The sequence below is a fragment of the Streptomyces sp. NPDC013455 genome (genome assembly GCF_040632975.1).
GTDB lineage: Bacteria > Actinomycetota > Actinomycetes > Streptomycetales > Streptomycetaceae > Streptomyces.
The window spans coordinates 236842-253770 of record NZ_JBEYCX010000011.1; the positions used below are offsets into that span (position 1 = coordinate 236842).

The window sequence follows — 16929 nt, forward strand, 5'->3', positions numbered from 1 at the left end:
TCCGCGCCCGCGTCCGCGCCCTCCTCGCCGAGGGCACAGACCTCACCCGGCAGATCGGAGCGACACGTGAGCACAGCCCCCGGCGGCCTGCCCGCCCTCATCCGGCACTGGATCGGCGGCGAACTCGTCGACGCCACCGACGGCCGCACCTTCGACGTCACCGACCCGGTGTCCAACACCGCCTACACCCAGGCCGCGTCCGGCTCGGCGGCCGACGTCCAGCGCGCCGTCGACGCGGCCCGAGGCGCCTTCCCCGGCTGGGCGGCGCTGTCCAGCCGCGAGCGCGCCCGGATCCTGTACCGCGTCGCCGAGGCGGTCGAGGCACGCCACGACCGCCTCGCGCACTTCGAGTCGTACGACTCGGGCCTTCCCCTCACCCAGGCGAAGGGGCAGGCGCGCCGCGCGGCGGAGAACTTCCGCTACTTCGCCGATGTGATAGTCGCGCTCGGCGAGGAGGCGTTCCGGCAGGGCGACGAGCAGGTCAGCTACGTCGTCCGCACCCCGGTCGGCGTCGCCGGACTGATCACCCCGTGGAACACCCCGTTCATGCTGGAGAGCTGGAAGCTGGCCCCTGCCCTGGCCTCCGGCTGCACCCTGATCCTCAAGCCCGCCGAGTGGACACCGCTGTCGGCCTCCCTCTGGCCGGAGATCTTCGCCGAGGCCGGTGTCCCGGCGGGTGTCGTGAACATCGTCCACGGCATCGGCGAAGAGGCCGGCCAGGCCCTGGTCGACCACCCGGACGTGCCGCTGATCTCCTTCACGGGCTCGACCGGGACCGGCCGGCACATCATCCGCTCCTGCGCCCAGCACCTGAAGACCACGTCGATGGAGCTGGGCGGGAAGTCGCCCGTCGTCGTCTTCGCCGACGCCGACTTCGAGGCTGCCTTGGACTCGGTGGTGTTCGGCGTGTTCTCCCTCAACGGCGAGCGCTGCACGGCCGGTTCACGCGTCCTCGTCGAGCGCCCGCTGTACGAGGAGTTCACCCGCCGCCTCGCCGAACGCGCCGGGCGGGTCAAGGTCGGCCCGCCGTCCGACCCGGCCACCGAGGTGGGCCCGCTGGTTCACACCGAGCACTACGAGCGCGTCCTGAACTACGTGGAGATCGGCAGGAAGGAGGCCAGGCTCGTGGCCGGCGGCACCCGCCCCGCCCACCTCGCCGAGGGCAACTACCTCCAGCCGACCGTCTTCGCGGACGTGGACCGCGACGCCCGCATCTTCCAGGAGGAGATCTTCGGCCCCGTCGTGGCGCTCGCCCCCTTCGACGACGAGGCCGAGGCGGTCGAACTGGCCAACGCCACCCGGTACGGCCTGGCCGCGTACATCTGGACGTCCGACCTCAAGCGCGGCCACCGTGTCGCCCACGCCGTCGAGTCCGGCATGGTCTGGATCAACTCGCACAACGTCCGTGACCTGCGCACCCCGTTCGGCGGTGTCAAGTCCTCCGGCGTCGGGCGCGAGGGCGGCGTCCACAGCGTCGACTTCTACACCGCGTCCAAGATCGTCCACGTCGCCCTCGGCGACGTCCACACGCCCCGGTTCGGAGCAGCCCGATGACCACCGCACCCGCACCGGACGTGGTGCGCTCGGCCTACGCCCAGCTCGCCGTCACCGACCTGACCAAGGCCCGCTGGTTCTGGGTGGACGTGCTCGGCCTCCACATCCAGTACGAGGACGCCGGCTCCCTCCATCTGCGCGGAACCGACGAGCTCACCCACCACTCCCTCGTCCTGCGCAAGGGTGACATCGCCGCGCTCGACCACATCTCCTACCGCGTCCGCACCCCCGACGACGTCGACAAGGCGGAGGCGTTCTTCACCGAACTCGGACGCCCCGTGAAACGGCTGAAGAAGGGCGACGGCACGGTCGGCGTCGGGGACGCGGTACGCGTCGTCGACCCCCTCGGCTTCCCGGTGGAGTTCTTCCACGAGATCGAGCGCGGCGAGCGCCTCATCCAGCGCTACGACCTCCACCGCGGTGCCCAGATCGCCCGCCTGGACCACTTCAACCTCTGCACTCCCGACATCCCCGCCGCCTACGCCCACTACCGGTCCCTCGGCTTCGGCTGCTCCGAGACCATCGAGGGCGACGAGCACGAGCTGTACGCGGCGTGGATGTACCGCAAGCAGACCGTCCACGACGTCGCCTTCACCGGCGGTACCGGCCCGCGCCTGCATCACCTCGGCGTCGCCACCCACGAATCACACCAAGTCCTGCGCACGGCCGACCTCTTCGGCGCCCTGCACAAGGAGCACCACATCGAGCGCGGCCCCGGCCGGCACGGCGTCTCCAACGCCTTCTACCTCTACCTCCGCGACCCCGACGGCCATCGCGTCGAGATCTACACCTCCGACTACTACACCGGCGACCCCGACCACGAGACCTACCGCTGGAGCGTTCACGACGACCGTCGGCGCGACTTCTGGGGCAACGCCGTCATCGAGAGTTGGTACAAGGAGGCGACGCCCGTCCTGGACCTCGACGGACGACCGCTGCCCGTCAGCAGCGCCCTGCTGGACGAGTCCGCCGTCCAGGTCGGTGCCGACGGCCTGGGCTGATCACACACTGCTCCGGCGTCCGTCGGGCGCCGGAGCAGTCTGCGCCCGAGACGGGCTTCACGCCACCAGCACTCGGAGTGCGGGCGGATCCTCCCATATCCCCCTCGGCCGTGACAGGACACGACCTCGCGGCGCTGGTGACGGTCCATCGCCGCGTGCGCGCCATCGACGCCACCCCGCGGGGTCGAACGCCATCTGACCTGCGGAAAACCCTCCTTCGGGGGCGGTTCCGCAGTCGTCCGGTGACCCGGTGTCAGGGATACTTGTCTTCGGGCAACTTCCGGCCCGCACGGGGTAGGAGAACCCACGCCAAAGCCGGCCGGCACCGCGCCAGCCCGGCCACCGACCGACAGCACGAGGGCGACGCAATGCACTGGGAAAGCAGGGCCACCGTACAGGTGACCTGCCATGACCGAGTGTTCGAGATCACGGTCAGCGGTGAGATCGACTACGACGAGAACGACCTGCTCCAGGCCGCCTGGGCGGAGGCCGACGACGCCGGGCGGCCGGTCACCGTGGTCGACCTCTCCCGCGTCACATTCGCCGACAGCGGTCTGCTCAACGCCCTCCTCGACGCCTGGCGCCAGCATCAGGCCGCCGCACGCGAACTGATCCTGCTCGGTCCCCTCCACCCGACGGTCGACCGGCTCTTCTCCCTCACGGGCACCCGGGAGCACTTCACGATCACCAACTCCCGCAGCAGGGCCATGCGCGCCAACGACATCTGAGCCGTACGCGCCCTCTCCGGAGTGCCGATGGGAATTCGTCCGGGCGAGAACAGGCGTGCGAGAGGCGAGTCGGGGCACCCGCAGGACACCCACGCAAGACACGAATCTTCCGTACGCATGTGTCTTCGGTGAAGGAAAGGAGAGGCCGTGTCGTTCCTCTGGGCGATCATCGCCGGACTCATCATCGGACTGCTGGCCAAGCTCGTCATCCCCGGACGCCAGCCGATCCCCCTGTGGCTGACGGTCATCCTCGGCATCCTCGGCGGCGTCGCCGGCAACGCCCTCGCCACCGGCCTCGGCGTCCGTGACACCGGAGGCGTCGACTGGATCCGCCACATCCTCCAGATCGGCGTCGCGGCAGCCCTGATCGCCCTCGTCAGCCCGATGTGGGCCCGACGGCACGCCTGACCCGAGTGCTCCGGCCGCTCGACCCGTCCGGGCGAGCGGCAGGAGCGCCCCGGCAGTCGACGCCGGCCGTGATCCCGGTGGCCCCGGCTCAGTCCGTCCGGACGCGGGCCTCGGCCGCCGGGGGGCGCCGCTGCGGATCCTGTCGGGCCCCTTCGGCCAGGGCGATACGGGCGGTGACGCGCTTGCCCACCGGTTCCTTGTGGACCTCGAAGTCCTGTACGACCGCCATCACGATCTCCAGCCCGTGCTGCCCGACGCGGCCCGGATCGGCCGCCTGGGGCACCGGCAGCCCGGGATCGCTGTCCCACACGGCCACTTCGACCAGGCCGCCGACGATCCGCAGCTCCAACAGCACCGGGCCGGGAGCGTACTTGCGGGCGTTGGTGACCAGCTCACTGACGACCAGTCGGGTCAGGTCCATCGCTCGCGCCGACACCGGCAGGCCGTACTCCCCCTGCACCCGGGCCAGGAAAGCGGCCGCACGGTGACGTGCCTCGCCGATGCACGCGCCCTCACCGTCGAGCGGGACGATCTCGTGCATCGGCCCGGGGCCGGTCATACCCTCACCACCAGGCCCTGTTTTCACCGACTCCATCCGCGTTCCCCCGTTCCTGGGCGCACGTCTACCCGCTGAGGAGCCGGACATGTCCCGCACCGCTCGGCATCTCCGGGAAGGTCGTCATCCCGGCGGCCGGGCCCGACGGGGCCGGCGGGCAGGAGCCGGCCGACCTGGTCCGCGCCCTCGGTGCCGCGGGAAGGGGCCCCCGACCGCACGCGCGGACCGGACCGGCAGGAGTGCCCGTGCACCGGGCGGACGCCGAGGCCGGAGAGCCTGCCGCCGCGTTGCGGCGCCGGAGCGGCCCCGAGCGGCCGACGGACCGCGGGGCGTGCCTCGCGCATCAGGCTGTCGGGCTACCGCCGGAGCCCTCTGCGTCGTCGTGTATCTGCGAGGCCGCCGCGGAGCAGAACGCCTCCAGTCCTTCCAGTAGCGCGGCCCGCTTGGCGGCGGGCATCAGCGTCAGCACGTGCTGCAGCTCCCTTTCCCTGCGGATGCGCAGGTCGTCGAGGAAGGCGCGCCCCTGACGGCTCAGGTGCAGCCGCACCTCGCGCCGGTCGGTGGGTCCGGCCACGCGGTCGACGAAGCCGGCGGCCTCCAGCCGGTCGCACAGCCGGCTGGTGGACGGCGGGGTGGAGGCGAGCGAGTAGGCGAGGGTGCGCAGGTTGATGCCCTCATGGTGCTCGAGGATGAGCAGCACGCGCAGTTGGGACGTGGAGGCGGGCGCGGTGGAGGCCCGGCCCCAGAGCACTTCCAGCAGCTCACCGGCCGTGGAGGTCACCGGAGCGACCTCGTCGGGCTGTGGCAGGTGTCGGAAGTAAGTCACTGTCCACACTCTCGGCAGGCTTTGGGGCTGCTGCCAGCCTACTAGGGACACAAGCCGACGGCAGAAGCCCGTACGACCGCCGCGGCACCGTTGAGCGCTATTCACCCCGCGTCCCGACCGGTGCTCACGGCCCGAAGTCGCCGAGTGGCGGAGCTGGTTGGGGCGCGGCATCGGGACCCGCCGGCCGTCCGGGAGGTCCTGGACCGGTGGCGGTCGGCCCAGGGTGGGCCGGGTCCCTCGCGGTGACGCAGCGGCCGTTCGTCTCCGCGGCGGGTGTTCGTCAGCCGGTGGGCAGGCCCAGGCCGTAGAAGGTGACGTGGTACCGGCCCATGTACGCCGCCTCGCCGCCGATGACGAGGTCCTCCGGCTGCCGCACGCCCGCCGCGCGCGCCGTCGCCACGAGCATCCGGGCCAGTTCACGGCCCTGCGGCTCCCCGGGGCCGCCGGCGTCGACGCGCCAGCGGGGGTCGTCGGCGTCGTCCCACGTCTCCCGCGTGGCCGGGTGGTCCGCCATCCGGCCCCAGCCCAGGTCCTGCGGCCGTGGGTCCATGTCGTGCGGCGGGAAGCAGCCGATCACCAGGCGGTCGGCGCAGGAGATCTCGAAGAGCAGCGGGGCGCCCGGTCCCGCCCCTCGGCCGTACACCGGCATGCCGATCGAATGGCCCAGGGCCGTGGTCTCGGCGGGCAGGGTGGACAGGAAGTCCGCCAGCGAGCCGGTCACCGTCTCCCAGCTCCGCGCGCGCCAGCCGCCGGGGTGGCCCAGCCCGGCGTTCGCGGGGTCGGTGGTGCTGCCGAAGAATCCGCTGATCGCCCGTTCCTCCCCGTGGCCCTGGCGCCAGAACCAGTCCTCCACCGGGCCGGTCGGCTGGAGCACCAGTTCCGGGCCGCTCTCACCGGCCCGGAGCTCCAGCGTGTTCGGCCGTCCCCGCCAGCGGAGATAGGGAGTGCCCCAGAGCGGACCGGAGTCGTAGAAGGGGCCCAGGTCGCCGTACACACCCATGATCGACGCCTCGCCGAGCGCCGCCGTCAGTTCGTCCTTCACCGCGCGGAAGGCGGCCGCCTGGGCCGCGGCCCCCGTGCCGGACGGTGGCGACAGCGGCACCGCCAGCTCCACGTACGCCTCGCCGTTCACGTACGGTTCCTCGAACCGGCCCACCGGGCGGAGCCGGGCCTCCCGGCCGATGGCTGCGAGCAGGGCCCGGGCGCCGGTTTCCGTCCATCCGTCCGTGTCGGCTTCGAGCAGTCGCCGTGCCGTGTGCGCGTAAGTCTCGTTCACATGATGATCATGGCAGGCGGCACTGACAACGACCGTGCCCGGTCCTGTCCTCCCCCGAGCTCACCCGGTGGTCGCCGCCTCGACGGCCCTAGGCTGCTTGCTGGGAGGCGGCGGCGTCGGGGCGCAGGTCGTCGAGGGTGAGCTGGTGTGCCGGGGGCTCGGGCAGGATCACCCGGCGGTCGGTGCGCAGGTCGGCGCCGACGTGGAGGAGTTCGCCGGGCGCCATCGCGTACCAGTGGGGGTTGTCGTCCATGCGTTCGCTGGCGACGACGACGGCGGGGTGGCCGGCCAGATGGGCGGAGTGGACACGCATGCGGCCGTGGCTGCCGCTGTGGTCCAGATGGCAGCTCCCGTGCTGACCGCCGGCGGGGCGCTGGAGGACGTACAGCTCGTGGGTCTCCGGGTAGCGCAACGCCCACAGCTGGTCGGAGGTGACGAGGATCAGGTTGAGGGCGTAGACGGGCAGGTTCCGGGCGACCCAGCGCGCCGCGTGCTCCACCCCGGCGGTGACGTCGCCGTCGTGCGCCCGTGTCTCCTTGGTGATGAGGGCGAAGAACCGTTCGGAGTCGGTGTCGCCCTGGACCAGGGACCGTTCGTCCCCCAGGTGGTCGTCGAGCCGGTCCAGGCCCTCGATGACGCCGTTGTGCGCGAACAGCCGTCCGTCCTGCCGGAAGGGGTGGGTGTTGCGGATGTCCAGGCGGCCCGTGGAGGCGAACCGCACGTGGGCGAGGAAGGTGGCGGACTGCACCTGCCGGGCTTCCTCGGCGAACGCGCGGTCCCGGTAGGCGGCGATGGGTGCCTTGTCGACATGGGGGGTGCCGTCGCCGGCGAAGTAGCCGAGGCCGGTGCCGTCGGGGTCGCGGTGGCTCTGCCGGCGGAGGCTGTCGGGTGCGTCGAGGAGCCAGAAGGTGGCGTGGGTGCGGGTCGGGGCACTGCTGAGGCCGAACAGGCGGCACACGGGGTCCTCCTCGGTCGCCGGACATGCCGATTGTCGAGCCGGCGGACCGCGCCGGCCACTCAGGCGGCCTCCGCGGAGCGGCGCCCCGGCCACCCCGGCGGGTCGCGTGGGGGCCCGGTGCCGCGGCCGGTGCGGGGAGGGCGGGGCGCTGGGGGCTCGGCGAACCGTTAATCGGTTGCCGACCGGCGAGGGCGGTGGATGCAATGTCCGGCGTGATCGCCCGGGTGCGCCCGCCACGACGGGGCGGGGCGAGCGCGTGCCGCGGGGTTGTGGCACTCCGGAGTCCGGGCGATCCGCAACCGCATCGCCACACGGGAGACGCCCACGCATGAGTACGCCGCCATCGCCGCCATCGCCCTCCTCTTCGCCCCAGGCGCAGCGGACTGACGGACCACCCGTCCGGATCGGCGTTCTCGCCCCGCTGACGCGGCCTGGGTGGGCCGAGGCGGGCCACCACTTGCTCGCCGGCATCGAGCTGGCCGTTCACGACGTCAATGAGGCCGGCGGGATCGGCGGCAGACCGCTGGAACCGGTGGTCCGGGACACCGCGGCCGATCCGCAGCGGGCCGCGGCGGCCGTGGAGGAGCTGGCCCGCCTGGGCGTGGCCGCCCTGGCCGGGGAGTATCACAGCGTCGTCGCGCGCGCCGCTGCCGCCAGGGCCGACGCCCTCGGCGTGCCGTTCCTCTGCTCGTCGGCGGTTCTCGACGCACTCACCGGACAGCCGACGGAATGGGTCGCGCGCCTCGCCCCGCCGCAGTCCCGCGGCTGGCGGATCTACGCGGACTTCCTCCTCGGGGCGGGACACAGCCGCATCGCCGTGGCGGCCGAGCCGAGTGTCTACTGGGCGTCCGGGCTCCGCATCCTGCGGGACCACCTCGCGCCACGCGGCGGCACCGTCCTCGAACTCGACAAGCGAGCGCTCACCCCCGCGGCGTTGTGCGACGAACTCGCCGGGAACCGGGCGACCGCCGTGCTCCTGCTGGTCGGTCATCCGGAACCGGCGGTGCCGGTCGTCAAGGCCGTCCGCCGGGACCGGCGCCTCGCCGGCATCGCCATCGGTGCTCCGGCCGGGCAACCGGAGTTCGCCGGATGGGCGGCGCTGCTGGGCGACGACGGCGCCGCGGTGCCGTTCCTGCGCTACCTGCCCGAGCGCCTCGGCCCACTCGGTGCACGGGTCGGGAAGGCCCTGCGTGAGCGGCTGGCCGAAGCGCCCTCCTTCGTCGCCTTCGAGGGCTACGACACGGTCGCCGTCCTCGCCGAGGTGCTGCGTTCCCACGGCACCGACCGGGCGGGCGTCGCCGCGGCCTGGCCGCGCGTCGCGGTGGAAGGCACCCGTGGGCGGATCACGTTCTCCCGCACGCCGGGCACCGGCGTGTGGCAATGGGACGCGACGCCCGTCGAAGTCGTCGACCGTGACCCGGCGGCACCCGATCGCTTCCGGATCCTTCACTCCGGCTGAGGGGGTACGGGGGGCCGGCCGCCCGGGGGCGCGGGGCGCCGTGCAACCATCCGCCCGACTCGCGTGTCTTCCCCCTATAGCAGAACGAACAGCAACCAATGGGGACACCATGCAACGAACAAGGGCGGCAATAGCGGCGCTCGCTCTGGCGGGAGCCTGGTTGGGAGTGGCGACGGCCACCGCGAGTCCCGCGTCGGCGGCCACCGCCCACGTCACCGCCTGCCCGACCGGCTGGGGCAGCGGTGAGAAGGGAGGCGCCACCGCGGGGGCCGTACCGCTGGAGAACATCAGGACCGGCCGGCACGACTGCTACGACCGGATGGTCTTCGACGTGCCCGGCGGCGGTACCGTCGGCTACTACGTCCGGTACGTCGACCGGCTCGCCCAGGACGCGACCGGCGACACCATCCCCGTCCGCGGCGGAGCCATACTCGACGTCCACATCGGCGCGCCGAGCTACGACCCCGCCACCGGCAGCCCCACCTACCCCGGAAAGGTCGGAAGCCCCCTGCCCGGTGTGAACATCAGCGGGTACCGCACGTTCAAGGACACCCGTTTCGCCGGCAGTTTCGAGGGCCAGTCGCAGATCGGTCTCGGCGTGCGCGCCCGCCTGCCCTTCCGGGTCGTCCAACTGCCCGGCCGTCTCGTGATCGACGTGGCCCACAACTGGACGGGCAGCCGCTGACCGGACCACGGTCCCATCCGGCAGGGGGCGCTGCGCGGGGGTGCGGCGCCCCCTGCGTGTGCCCGGGAAGGCACCGGCGGTTGGGTGAAAGGAGGCTGACGGGCCGACTTCTTCGTGTCATCAGCCAGTACGGCGGCGGGGACGGGGCGGAGCAGACTTTCTGCCGCGACGGCGCCGGGTGAGCCTTCCTGACGGGGGGCCGGTGCGGCCGCGTACAGGTCCGGAGCGCAGAAGGGGGCGGCACGTGAGCGTGCAGCAGTACGACGAGATCGGTGAGGCGTTCGAGGGGTTCAAGTCCCTGCCGCTGATGCGGTACGGGGAGGTGCCGAGCTTCCTGGGCATGGTGGGCGACGTCAGCGGCAAGTCGGTCCTCGACCTGGCCTGCGGCACCGGTTTCTACAGCAGGGAGTTCAAGCGGCGCGGTGCCACGGACGTCTTCGGTGTCGACATCTCCGTGGAGATGATCGCCGCCGCGCGGGAGATGGAGCGGCGGGAACCGCTGGGGGTGCGGTACGAGGTCGGGGACGTGACCGAACTGAGGCCTCTCGACCGGCGCTTCGACATCGCGCTCGGCGTGCAGTGCCTCAACTACGCCGAGGACATCGCGGAGATGGAGCGGATGTGCCGCAACATCCACCGGAACCTGGTGCCGGGCGGCGCGTTCTTCGTGCTCGCCCAGAAGCCCGACTACCGCTTCGACTGTGCGTCCCTGGAGAGCTACGGGTTCCGTTGCGAGCCGACCGGCGAGGAGATCGAGACGGGTCCGCGGGTGCGGGTCACGGCTCTCCTCGAACCGCAGCCGATCACGATCGTCTCCTCGGCCCCGCGCCGCGAGGTCTACGAGAAGTGTCTGGCGGCGGCCGGTTTCAGCGCGGTGGAGTGGGTTCCGTTGCGGGTGACCGAAGCCGGCATGCGTGAGTTCGGCGAGGACTTCTGGGCGGACCTCCTCGCGCACCCGCCACTGGAGATGCTGCGCTGCCGTGCGTGACCGGCTGACCGGCCGTACCTGAACCGGGTGCGGCGCGGGAGCACCTGCGGCCCGGGAGCCGCCGCACGCACGCCCGGTCACCGTCCTGACCGGGCCCCTTCCGCGCATCGTTCCGCGCCCGTCATGCTCCACCCGTTCGGACGGCACGCCCGGCCACCGAAGACCGTGCGGGTCGCCTAGGATCCGTGCGCGTGGCACAGGTCCCCGATGAACTGATCAAGCTGGAACGAAGCGCCGAGAACGAACGCGCGAAGCTCGCCGGTCTCACCGGTGAGGAGTACGAAGCCCAACTGGAGCGGTGGCGCACGGCCTCCGAAGCGGTCAACGCGGCCATCAGCGACCATGCCGCGGCCAGTGGAACCAGTCGGCAGGACGTGGAGCAGGCCGTGAAGAAGGCCGTCCGCACCACCCAGGAAGACCCGGCCGTCGAATAGCCGGCCCCCTCTTCCGCCGCGGGCCCCGCCGGCCGATCACCGAGTGGATATGGCGAGCGGCCGGGCCCCGGCGGTTGGATACTGGGAGGTGAGAAGGCGGGGAGTCGCACGCGCCTCCTCGCTCGCACCACCCTGCCAGGGGGTAACCATGAGTCACCATCATGGGCAGGACCACGACCACGATCATCCCGACCCCGAGCCCGAGGACCCGACCGGCACGACCGGCCGTCACGGAATGCTGGTGTTCGGCCGGGACGTGATCTACTTCTCGCACCTGGCGATGTACCACGTACCGCACAACTACCAGGCGGTCTTCGAAGTGGATCCGGACGACGGCGTGCGGGAGAGGATCCGGTCGCACCGGCACGCCATCCCGCAGGAGCCGTACGACACGTTCGATCCCGTCCCCTTCCCGATGGCGGAGATCGATCCGGCCGGCAGCGGCCCGAGGCGGACCTCCATCAGGGGGAACCTCTACTGCGGTCACTTCGAGCGCAGGGCGAGGGGGACGGAACCGCTCGCCAGGGACATCGAGGTGCGCATCGAACGCGTCGCGCGGTTCACCGAGCTCGATGTCAACGCGCAGGCGACCGGCGACGGCCCGCTGGAATACCTGTGCTTCGGCCACGGCGACCGGCTGTACCTCGCGCACGCGATCGGCGGCTGGCCGAACTTCGACCAGATCCTCGAAGTCCATGCCGTTCCCGGTACGGCGACGAACCGCATGGGTGAGCCGCTTCCGGACGACGCGTCCACGATGGAGAGGTTCTTCAGGGAGCACTTCACCACGGCCGATCCGTTCGACGTCATCGGGCGGAGCGACGACCCGGACCACCGGCTGGTTTCGCACGAGGTGGTCGGCGGATCGTTCCTCGCCACCTCGCCGCCCAGCGGTATCCACGGTTTCCGGGTGCAACTCGCAGCCGACCGGGAGGTGTACCTCGAAATAGGCGAACTCGCGCACCCCATGGGCTGATCCGCGGCCGGCCGGCCGCGCTCGTGAGCAGGGCCCCGGCAGGGGGGTGCTCGGGGCCCTCGACTCACATGTCGTGGTGGAGCAGGTACAAGACCGCTGCCCACAGAGCGCGAGCACTCAGAGCAGCCAGCATTCGCCTGGCCAGGTCCGCGTACATGTTCGTCTTACGGGTCGACTTGTGGTCGCCCATACCCTCACCTCCTATCCGGTCGGTACCGTCGGTTGCCTTCCGCGAAGGTCCCGACGGTGCCGCCCCCCTGAGGGAGTGAAGGCAACGACCAAGGTATCAAGGTGAGTTGGGCTGTGGGGTGCCGGCGTTCCATGACGCTTCGGGTGCCGTGCGCCTCGGCGGCATGTCCCAGCCACGGGCGAGTGCGGACGGGTGCAGATTGCGGCCGCCGCCGTAGAACTCGCAGAACTTCATGATCAGGGGGTCCCAGCGGTCGGCGTCCAGGTGGTGGGGACGGCCGGGGACCAGGAGTTCCTCCTCCACGTGGACCCGTACGATTCGCGCGTCGACGGCCACGACACCCGAATCCTCCTCCGCGAAGGGATGGATCCGCTCGACGACGGCCTCCAGGTGCACCGGGCACTCGGCGATCCGGGGCGGCGCGACCGTCTCCGAGGGCAGCGGGGTCAGGCCGGCCGCGCCGAACTTGTCGGGTTCGTAGCGGTACCCTTTGCGCTTTTTGTGCTCCGGTACCACGGGTGTTCCGGTGAGCAGGGCGAGACGGTCGACGGCCCCGACCAGACCGGACGACGGCAGGTTCAGTACGCACTCCCCGGTGCGGGCGAGGTTCGCGGTCGTCCGCGAGGTCTCGTCGAGCCCCAGCATGCAGGACCGCCCCACCCACCAGACGGAGGACATGGGTGCCAGGTTCGCGGAGCCGTCGTCGTTCGCGGTGCTGATCACGACGACCGGTGTGCCGAAGTAGAGGACCCGTGGCTGAACGGTTCGGTGCACGCTTCTGCTCCCCTGCTGCGGTGCCCGTCCGAGCCGCGCCCGGACGGTGATCCGCCGGCGGCGGACACTTCACTGTGCGGGTGCGGCGGCCCGGGCACCGGCGGAAAAGCGACATCGAGTCCTCGTGCGGCGGCCGGCCGTACCGGTCCGGCGGGCGGAGCCGGCCGGCACCAGTGCGCCGCGGCCCGCGTCAACCGTTCGCGCGCTCCCCCGCGCTGCGTTCCACGCAGAACTCGTTGCCCTCGGGGTCGTGCAGCGTCACCCAGCCGGTTCCGTCGGGCTTCCGGTGGTCGCCCCGCAGGGTGGCGCCGAGCGAGAGCAGGCGCTCGACCTCCTCGTCCCGGGTGCGGTCCTGGGGCTGGAGGTCCAGGTGCACGCGGTTCTTCACCGTTTTGCGGTCGTCGACCCTGACGAACAGCAAGGTGGCCGTGCCGGCCGTCACCAGGGCTTCCGGATCTCCCGGGAAGTCGTCCTCGGCCAGCGAGCCGTTCAGGGCCTGCGCCCAGAAGCCCGCGAGCGCGTAGGGGTCGGCGGAGTCGACGGTGATGTGGCGGATCAAGGTGCTCATGCCGGGAACCCGATCACGTATGTCTCCGGGATGTCCAGGGGTTTCCCTCATCCGCTAGTCTGGGTAGACCCACCTACCTAATGCGGAGAGCGAGGCCGGTGTGAGTACGGCAGAGCCGGGACGGCGGCGTCCGGCCCGGGAGCGGCTCCTGGCCGCCGCGGCCCGGCGCTTCTACGCCGAGGGGTTGGCGGCGACCGGCATCGACACGATCACCGCCGAGGCCGGGGTGGCGAAGATGAGCCTCTACAACAACTTCTCCTCCAAGGCGGACCTGGTCAGGGCCTACCTCGACGCCCGGCACGAGGAGTGGCTCGGCCTGTACCGGGCGCGGCTGGAGCGGGCGCGGGGCCCGCGCGACGGCGTCCTCGCGGTGTTCGACGCCTATGCCGACCACGCGGCGTTCGCCTACGAGCACGGCTTCCGCGGCTGCGGCCTGCTCAACGCCGCCGCCGAGCTGCCGGCCGGGGACGAGGGCCGGGCCGTGGTGCGCGCGCACAAGGAGGAGGTCGAGCGTCTGATCGCCGGCCATCTGGAGCGGTTGCTGCCCGAGCGCCCCGGCCAGGCGGAGGCGACGGCCGAGCACCTCGCCTTCCTCCTGGAGGGAGCGATGGCCCGCGCCGGTCTCGAAGGCCGCGGCGACCGCCTCCAGCACGCCCGCTCCCTGGCCGCCGCCCTGCTGGACCGTCTGTGAGGCGGCCCGGCGGACCCGGCCGGTCCGCGGGAACGGGAGCACTGTGCGTGCTGGCGGCCTCCGTCCTGTGGGGGACGACCGGTACGGCCGCCACGCTCGCCCCGGAGGTGGGCCCGCTCGCCATCGGCGCCGTCGCCATGGGCCTGGGCGGACTGCTGCAAGCCCTGGTGGCCGCGCCGCTGATCACCCGTCACGCGCCACACCTGCGCGCCCGGCGCGGGACGGTCCTGCTCGGTGCGGTCTCGGTGGCGGTCTATCCCCTGGCGTTCTACAGCTCCATGCGCCTGGCCGGAGTGGCCGTGGGCACCGTGGTGTCGCTCGGCACCGCCCCGCTGGCCTCCGCGCTGATCGAACGCGTCGTGGACGGCCGCCGGCTCACCCGCCGCTGGACGGCCGCAGCCGCCCTCGGCCTGCTCGGCACCCTCCTGCTGTGCCTCGCCGAAGCCGGCCACGCCGGTGGCGGCACCGGACAGGCGTCGGTGGCCGCCACGCTGCTCGGGGTGGCCCTCGGTCTCGTCGCAGCCGGGACCTACGCCGTGTACTCATGGGCCGCGCACCGGCTCATCACCGGCGGCATTCCCTCCCGCGCGGCGATGGGCGCGGTCTTCGGGCTCGGCGGGCTGCTCCTCGTACCCGTCCTGCTGGCCACCGGCGCGCCGCTGATCAGCTCCTGGACCAGCGCGGCCGTCGGCACGTACATGGCGCTTGTCCCCATGTTCGCCGGTTACCTCCTGTTCGGCCGGGGGCTCTCGCAGGTGCCCGCCAGCACGGCCACGACGCTGTCCCTGCTCGAACCGGCCGTCGCGGCCGTACTCGCCGTCCTGGTCGTCGGCGAACGCCTGCCCGCCACCGGCTGGACCGGCATCGCCCTCGTCATCGCATGCCTCGCCGTCCTCACCGGCCCGGCACCCACCGCCCGCCGCCGACGGCGGTCGCCCGGGCGAGCGGTCGCGGCGGACGACACCGACGGGGCGACGGAAAGCGACCTGGTACGCCCTGGATTCCCCTAGGGGTCTCCCGCGCCGGGGAAATCGCCTACCGCGGTGGCCGGAAAGGGCGGAGACTCCTCTCATGGCCGACATGGGGGCGTTCCGGGAAGCGGTGGCGGTGTGGGCGGCCGGCGGGTCCGGCGACAGCGCGCGTGAGCTCGCCGCGCGGCTGTCCGTCCGGGCGGCCGTCCTGCTCGAAGGGCCGAGCGACGCGGCGGCGGTCAACGCGCTGGCCGCCCGCCGCGGCCGGGACCTGGCGGTCGAGGGAGTCTGCGTCCTGCCCATGGGCGGTGCGATGAGCGTCGGTCGCTTCGCCCGGCTGCTCGGGCCGGCCGGTCTGGGCCTCCGTCTCACGGGACTCTGCGACGAGCGCGAACGTCGTTTTTACGCCCGCGCCCTGGAACGGGCCGGTGCGCCCCGGCCCGACTTCTTCGTGGCCGCGGCGCACCGGCCCGACTTCTTCGTCTGCGCGGCGGATCTGGAGGACGAGCTCATCCGCGCGCTGGGCGTGTCCCGGGTGGCGGAGCTCGTGCGGGCGGAGGGCGACGCGCGCGCCCTGGAGACCTTCCTGCGCCAGCCCGCGCAGCAGGGACGGGCCTCCCAGGAGCAGTTGCGGCGCTTCCTCGGCACGAAGAAGGGGCGGAAGATCCACTACGGCCGGGTCCTCGTCGAGGCCCTCGACCCCGACCGCGCACCGGCCCCGCTCGACGGCCTGCTCACCAGCCTCTGACGCACACACCGGCCTCCGCCTACGCACCGGCCTCCCACCTGCACACCAGCCTCCGACCTGCACACCGGCATCCGGCCTGCACACCGGCCTCCCACCTGCGCACCGGTCTCCGACCTGCACACCGGCCTCCCACCTGCGCACCGGCATCCGGCGCGCTCACCCGCCACCGCCGCGCCCGCGGCGCGCCCGGGCTCGCGCGCCGGCCCAAGTGCGTTGCTCGCCGGAGACGTTGTCCGACCCGTCCGGCCACGGCGCTGACGCGCTGCCGCTTGGGTTCTGGGGCATCACCGGGGACACTGGTTCCGTGACGTCCCGTGATCCGCGTGGCTCCCTGCTCAGACTCGTCCGGCCGCGACCGCTGGCCGCCGCCCCGAGGACTGTGAACGCGCGGCCCCCGCGCCGCCGCGCACCCCGGCCACCGGAGGGCACGCCCGCCCCCGGGCAACTGGCCGAGATGGCCCGCGCCGGTCTGGCCGGGGCGGCGCGCGTCGCCCGCTGGGCCGACAGCGCCCTGGGCCCCGGCCAGGCGGGTGCCACGACCGAGGGCCGGGCCGGCCTGTCGGACACCGCCGCCGAACGCGCCGCCGCCGACCTCGGCCTGAGCGTCGCTCAGGTCCGTGCCGACTGGGACACCGCCCGCCTCGCCGGACTGGTCGAGGTGCACGGCGGCAGCGTGCGCCCCGGGCGGAGGATGCAGGTCTGGGACCGCGACGACAGCGCCGTGCTGCGCGGCTGGGTCGCCCTCTTCGACGCCTGGTCCCTCGCCTGCCGCGAGCCCTCCGGGCACGACCCGGCCGACGTCGCCGACGTCGTCGCGGCCATGCCGCAGGTGCTGTCCCTCCTCCAGCTGTCCGCCGGCCCCGTCGCGGTGGAGGAACTCCTCGGCCTCCTGATGCAGCGGGTCGGCGAACTGCGTCACGACCGCCACGACAGTCCGCCCGGACCGCCCTTCGAGCCTGCGCGCCGGCCGGTCGACGAGAAGGTGCTCGGCCCGCTGCTCGACTGGGCGCTGCGGGCCCTCGCCGCCGTCGGCGCCCTCACCCACGGCGACGGCCAGGCCGTCCTCACGCCGCTGGGCAGCTGGGCGGTGTGGGTGAAGCTGGAGCAGATCTGCGTGGCCGCGCAGAGCCCGGCCGGC

18 protein-coding genes and 1 pseudogene are annotated in these 16929 nt (G+C 72.6%); 13 read left to right on the forward strand and 6 right to left on the reverse strand.

Features of this window, described 5'->3' with window-relative positions; all coding sequences use genetic code 11:
• Positions 1-66 precede the first annotated feature (66 nt).
• The 4 genes from hpaE to ABZ576_RS20065 all read left to right on the forward strand — a co-directional run bounded on the left by hpaE (position 67) and on the right by ABZ576_RS20065 (position 3691).
• Positions 67-1554 (forward strand): 5-carboxymethyl-2-hydroxymuconate semialdehyde dehydrogenase, encoded by a 1488-nt coding sequence (gene hpaE, locus ABZ576_RS20050; RefSeq protein ID WP_360742042.1) that lies wholly within the window; start codon positions 67-69, stop codon positions 1552-1554.
• Positions 1551-2555 carry a 3,4-dihydroxyphenylacetate 2,3-dioxygenase gene (gene hpaD / locus ABZ576_RS20055; RefSeq protein WP_360742046.1) on the forward strand — a complete coding sequence of 335 codons (1005 nt, stop codon included), beginning with the start codon at positions 1551-1553 and terminating at the stop codon, positions 2553-2555. Before hpaE ends, hpaD begins: the two co-directional genes overlap by 4 nt.
• A gap of 368 nt (positions 2556-2923) precedes the next feature.
• Positions 2924-3283: an STAS domain-containing protein gene (locus ABZ576_RS20060; RefSeq protein WP_360742049.1), complete on the forward strand. Its 360-nt coding sequence runs from the start codon at positions 2924-2926 to the stop codon at positions 3281-3283.
• 147 nt (positions 3284-3430) lie between these two features.
• The gene (locus tag ABZ576_RS20065) at positions 3431-3691 is read left to right on the forward strand and encodes a GlsB/YeaQ/YmgE family stress response membrane protein (RefSeq protein ID WP_360742052.1); all 261 of its coding nucleotides are present in this window, start codon (positions 3431-3433) and stop codon (positions 3689-3691) included.
• A gap of 88 nt (positions 3692-3779) precedes the next feature.
• Here the strand turns inward: ABZ576_RS20065 and ABZ576_RS20070 are convergent, their stop codons facing one another.
• The 4 genes from ABZ576_RS20070 to ABZ576_RS20085 form a co-directional block, all read right to left on the reverse strand.
• Positions 3780-4250 carry an ATP-binding protein gene (locus tag ABZ576_RS20070; RefSeq protein WP_360742054.1) on the reverse strand — a complete coding sequence of 157 codons (471 nt, stop codon included), beginning with the start codon at positions 4248-4250 and terminating at the stop codon, positions 3780-3782.
• 340 nt (positions 4251-4590) lie between these two features.
• The gene (locus ABZ576_RS20075; protein WP_360742130.1) at positions 4591-5028 is read right to left on the reverse strand and encodes a MarR family transcriptional regulator; all 438 of its coding nucleotides are present in this window, start codon (positions 5026-5028) and stop codon (positions 4591-4593) included.
• Positions 5029-5353: 325 nt separating this feature from the next.
• Positions 5354-6349: a hypothetical protein gene (locus ABZ576_RS20080; RefSeq protein WP_360742057.1), complete on the reverse strand. Its 996-nt coding sequence runs from the start codon at positions 6347-6349 to the stop codon at positions 5354-5356.
• Positions 6350-6437: 88 nt separating this feature from the next.
• Positions 6438-7307: a class II glutamine amidotransferase gene (locus ABZ576_RS20085; RefSeq protein ID WP_360742060.1), complete on the reverse strand. Its 870-nt coding sequence runs from the start codon at positions 7305-7307 to the stop codon at positions 6438-6440.
• 328 nt (positions 7308-7635) lie between these two features.
• On the opposite strand from ABZ576_RS20085, the gene ABZ576_RS20090 reads away from it, so the two are divergent.
• The 5 genes from ABZ576_RS20090 (at position 7636) to ABZ576_RS20110 (ending at position 11849) form a co-directional block, all read left to right on the forward strand.
• Positions 7636-8766, forward strand: coding sequence for an ABC transporter substrate-binding protein (locus ABZ576_RS20090; RefSeq protein ID WP_360742063.1), 1131 nt, complete (start codon positions 7636-7638; stop codon positions 8764-8766).
• 109 nt (positions 8767-8875) lie between these two features.
• Entirely contained in the window at positions 8876-9451 is a 576-nt protein-coding gene (locus ABZ576_RS20095) for a hypothetical protein (protein ID WP_360742065.1), read from the forward strand.
• A gap of 244 nt (positions 9452-9695) precedes the next feature.
• Positions 9696-10439: a class I SAM-dependent methyltransferase gene (locus ABZ576_RS20100; protein ID WP_360742068.1), complete on the forward strand. Its 744-nt coding sequence runs from the start codon at positions 9696-9698 to the stop codon at positions 10437-10439.
• 191 nt (positions 10440-10630) lie between these two features.
• A complete protein-coding gene (locus ABZ576_RS20105; RefSeq protein WP_360742071.1) occupies positions 10631-10873 on the forward strand; it encodes a hypothetical protein in 243 nt (80 codons plus the stop codon).
• A gap of 148 nt (positions 10874-11021) precedes the next feature.
• The gene (locus tag ABZ576_RS20110; RefSeq protein ID WP_360742074.1) at positions 11022-11849 is read left to right on the forward strand and encodes a hypothetical protein; all 828 of its coding nucleotides are present in this window, start codon (positions 11022-11024) and stop codon (positions 11847-11849) included.
• 286 nt (positions 11850-12135) lie between these two features.
• Here ABZ576_RS20110 and ABZ576_RS20115 read toward each other — a convergent pair whose 3' ends face one another.
• Entirely contained in the window at positions 12136-12813 is a 678-nt protein-coding gene (locus tag ABZ576_RS20115) for a flavin reductase family protein (protein ID WP_360742077.1), read from the reverse strand.
• Positions 12814-13003: 190 nt separating this feature from the next.
• The gene (locus ABZ576_RS20120; protein WP_360742080.1) at positions 13004-13381 is read right to left on the reverse strand and encodes a VOC family protein; all 378 of its coding nucleotides are present in this window, start codon (positions 13379-13381) and stop codon (positions 13004-13006) included.
• Between the two features lie 100 nt (positions 13382-13481).
• Here ABZ576_RS20120 and ABZ576_RS20125 point away from each other — a divergent pair, with 100 nt between their 5' ends.
• From ABZ576_RS20125 to ABZ576_RS20140, 4 genes and pseudogenes are all read left to right on the forward strand, one after another.
• Positions 13482-14072 carry a TetR/AcrR family transcriptional regulator gene (locus ABZ576_RS20125; RefSeq protein WP_360742083.1) on the forward strand — a complete coding sequence of 197 codons (591 nt, stop codon included), beginning with the start codon at positions 13482-13484 and terminating at the stop codon, positions 14070-14072.
• Positions 14069-15082: a DMT family transporter gene (locus ABZ576_RS20130; RefSeq protein WP_360742086.1), complete on the forward strand. Its 1014-nt coding sequence runs from the start codon at positions 14069-14071 to the stop codon at positions 15080-15082. Before ABZ576_RS20125 ends, ABZ576_RS20130 begins: the two co-directional genes overlap by 4 nt.
• Positions 15083-15143: 61 nt before the next feature.
• Positions 15144-15791 carry a TOPRIM nucleotidyl transferase/hydrolase domain-containing protein gene (locus ABZ576_RS20135; protein WP_360742089.1) on the forward strand — a complete coding sequence of 216 codons (648 nt, stop codon included), beginning with the start codon at positions 15144-15146 and terminating at the stop codon, positions 15789-15791.
• 304 nt (positions 15792-16095) lie between these two features.
• Positions 16096-16929: pseudogene (locus ABZ576_RS20140) on the forward strand (hypothetical protein); the annotation flags it as partial.

Coding starts and splice junctions, on each gene's coding strand:
- hpaD (WP_360742046.1), top strand. CDS start 1,551: ATGACCACCGCACCCGCACCGGACGTGGTGCGCTCGGCCTACGCCCAG.
- ABZ576_RS20060 (WP_360742049.1), top strand. CDS start 2,924: ATGCACTGGGAAAGCAGGGCCACCGTACAGGTGACCTGCCATGACCGA.
- ABZ576_RS20070 (WP_360742054.1), bottom strand. CDS start 4,250: ATGACCGGCCCCGGGCCGATGCACGAGATCGTCCCGCTCGACGGTGAG.
- ABZ576_RS20090 (WP_360742063.1), top strand. CDS start 7,636: ATGAGTACGCCGCCATCGCCGCCATCGCCCTCCTCTTCGCCCCAGGCG.
- ABZ576_RS20095 (WP_360742065.1), top strand. CDS start 8,876: ATGCAACGAACAAGGGCGGCAATAGCGGCGCTCGCTCTGGCGGGAGCC.
- ABZ576_RS20110 (WP_360742074.1), top strand. CDS start 11,022: ATGAGTCACCATCATGGGCAGGACCACGACCACGATCATCCCGACCCC.
- ABZ576_RS20120 (WP_360742080.1), bottom strand. CDS start 13,381: ATGAGCACCTTGATCCGCCACATCACCGTCGACTCCGCCGACCCCTAC.
- ABZ576_RS20135 (WP_360742089.1), top strand. CDS start 15,144: ATGGCCGACATGGGGGCGTTCCGGGAAGCGGTGGCGGTGTGGGCGGCC.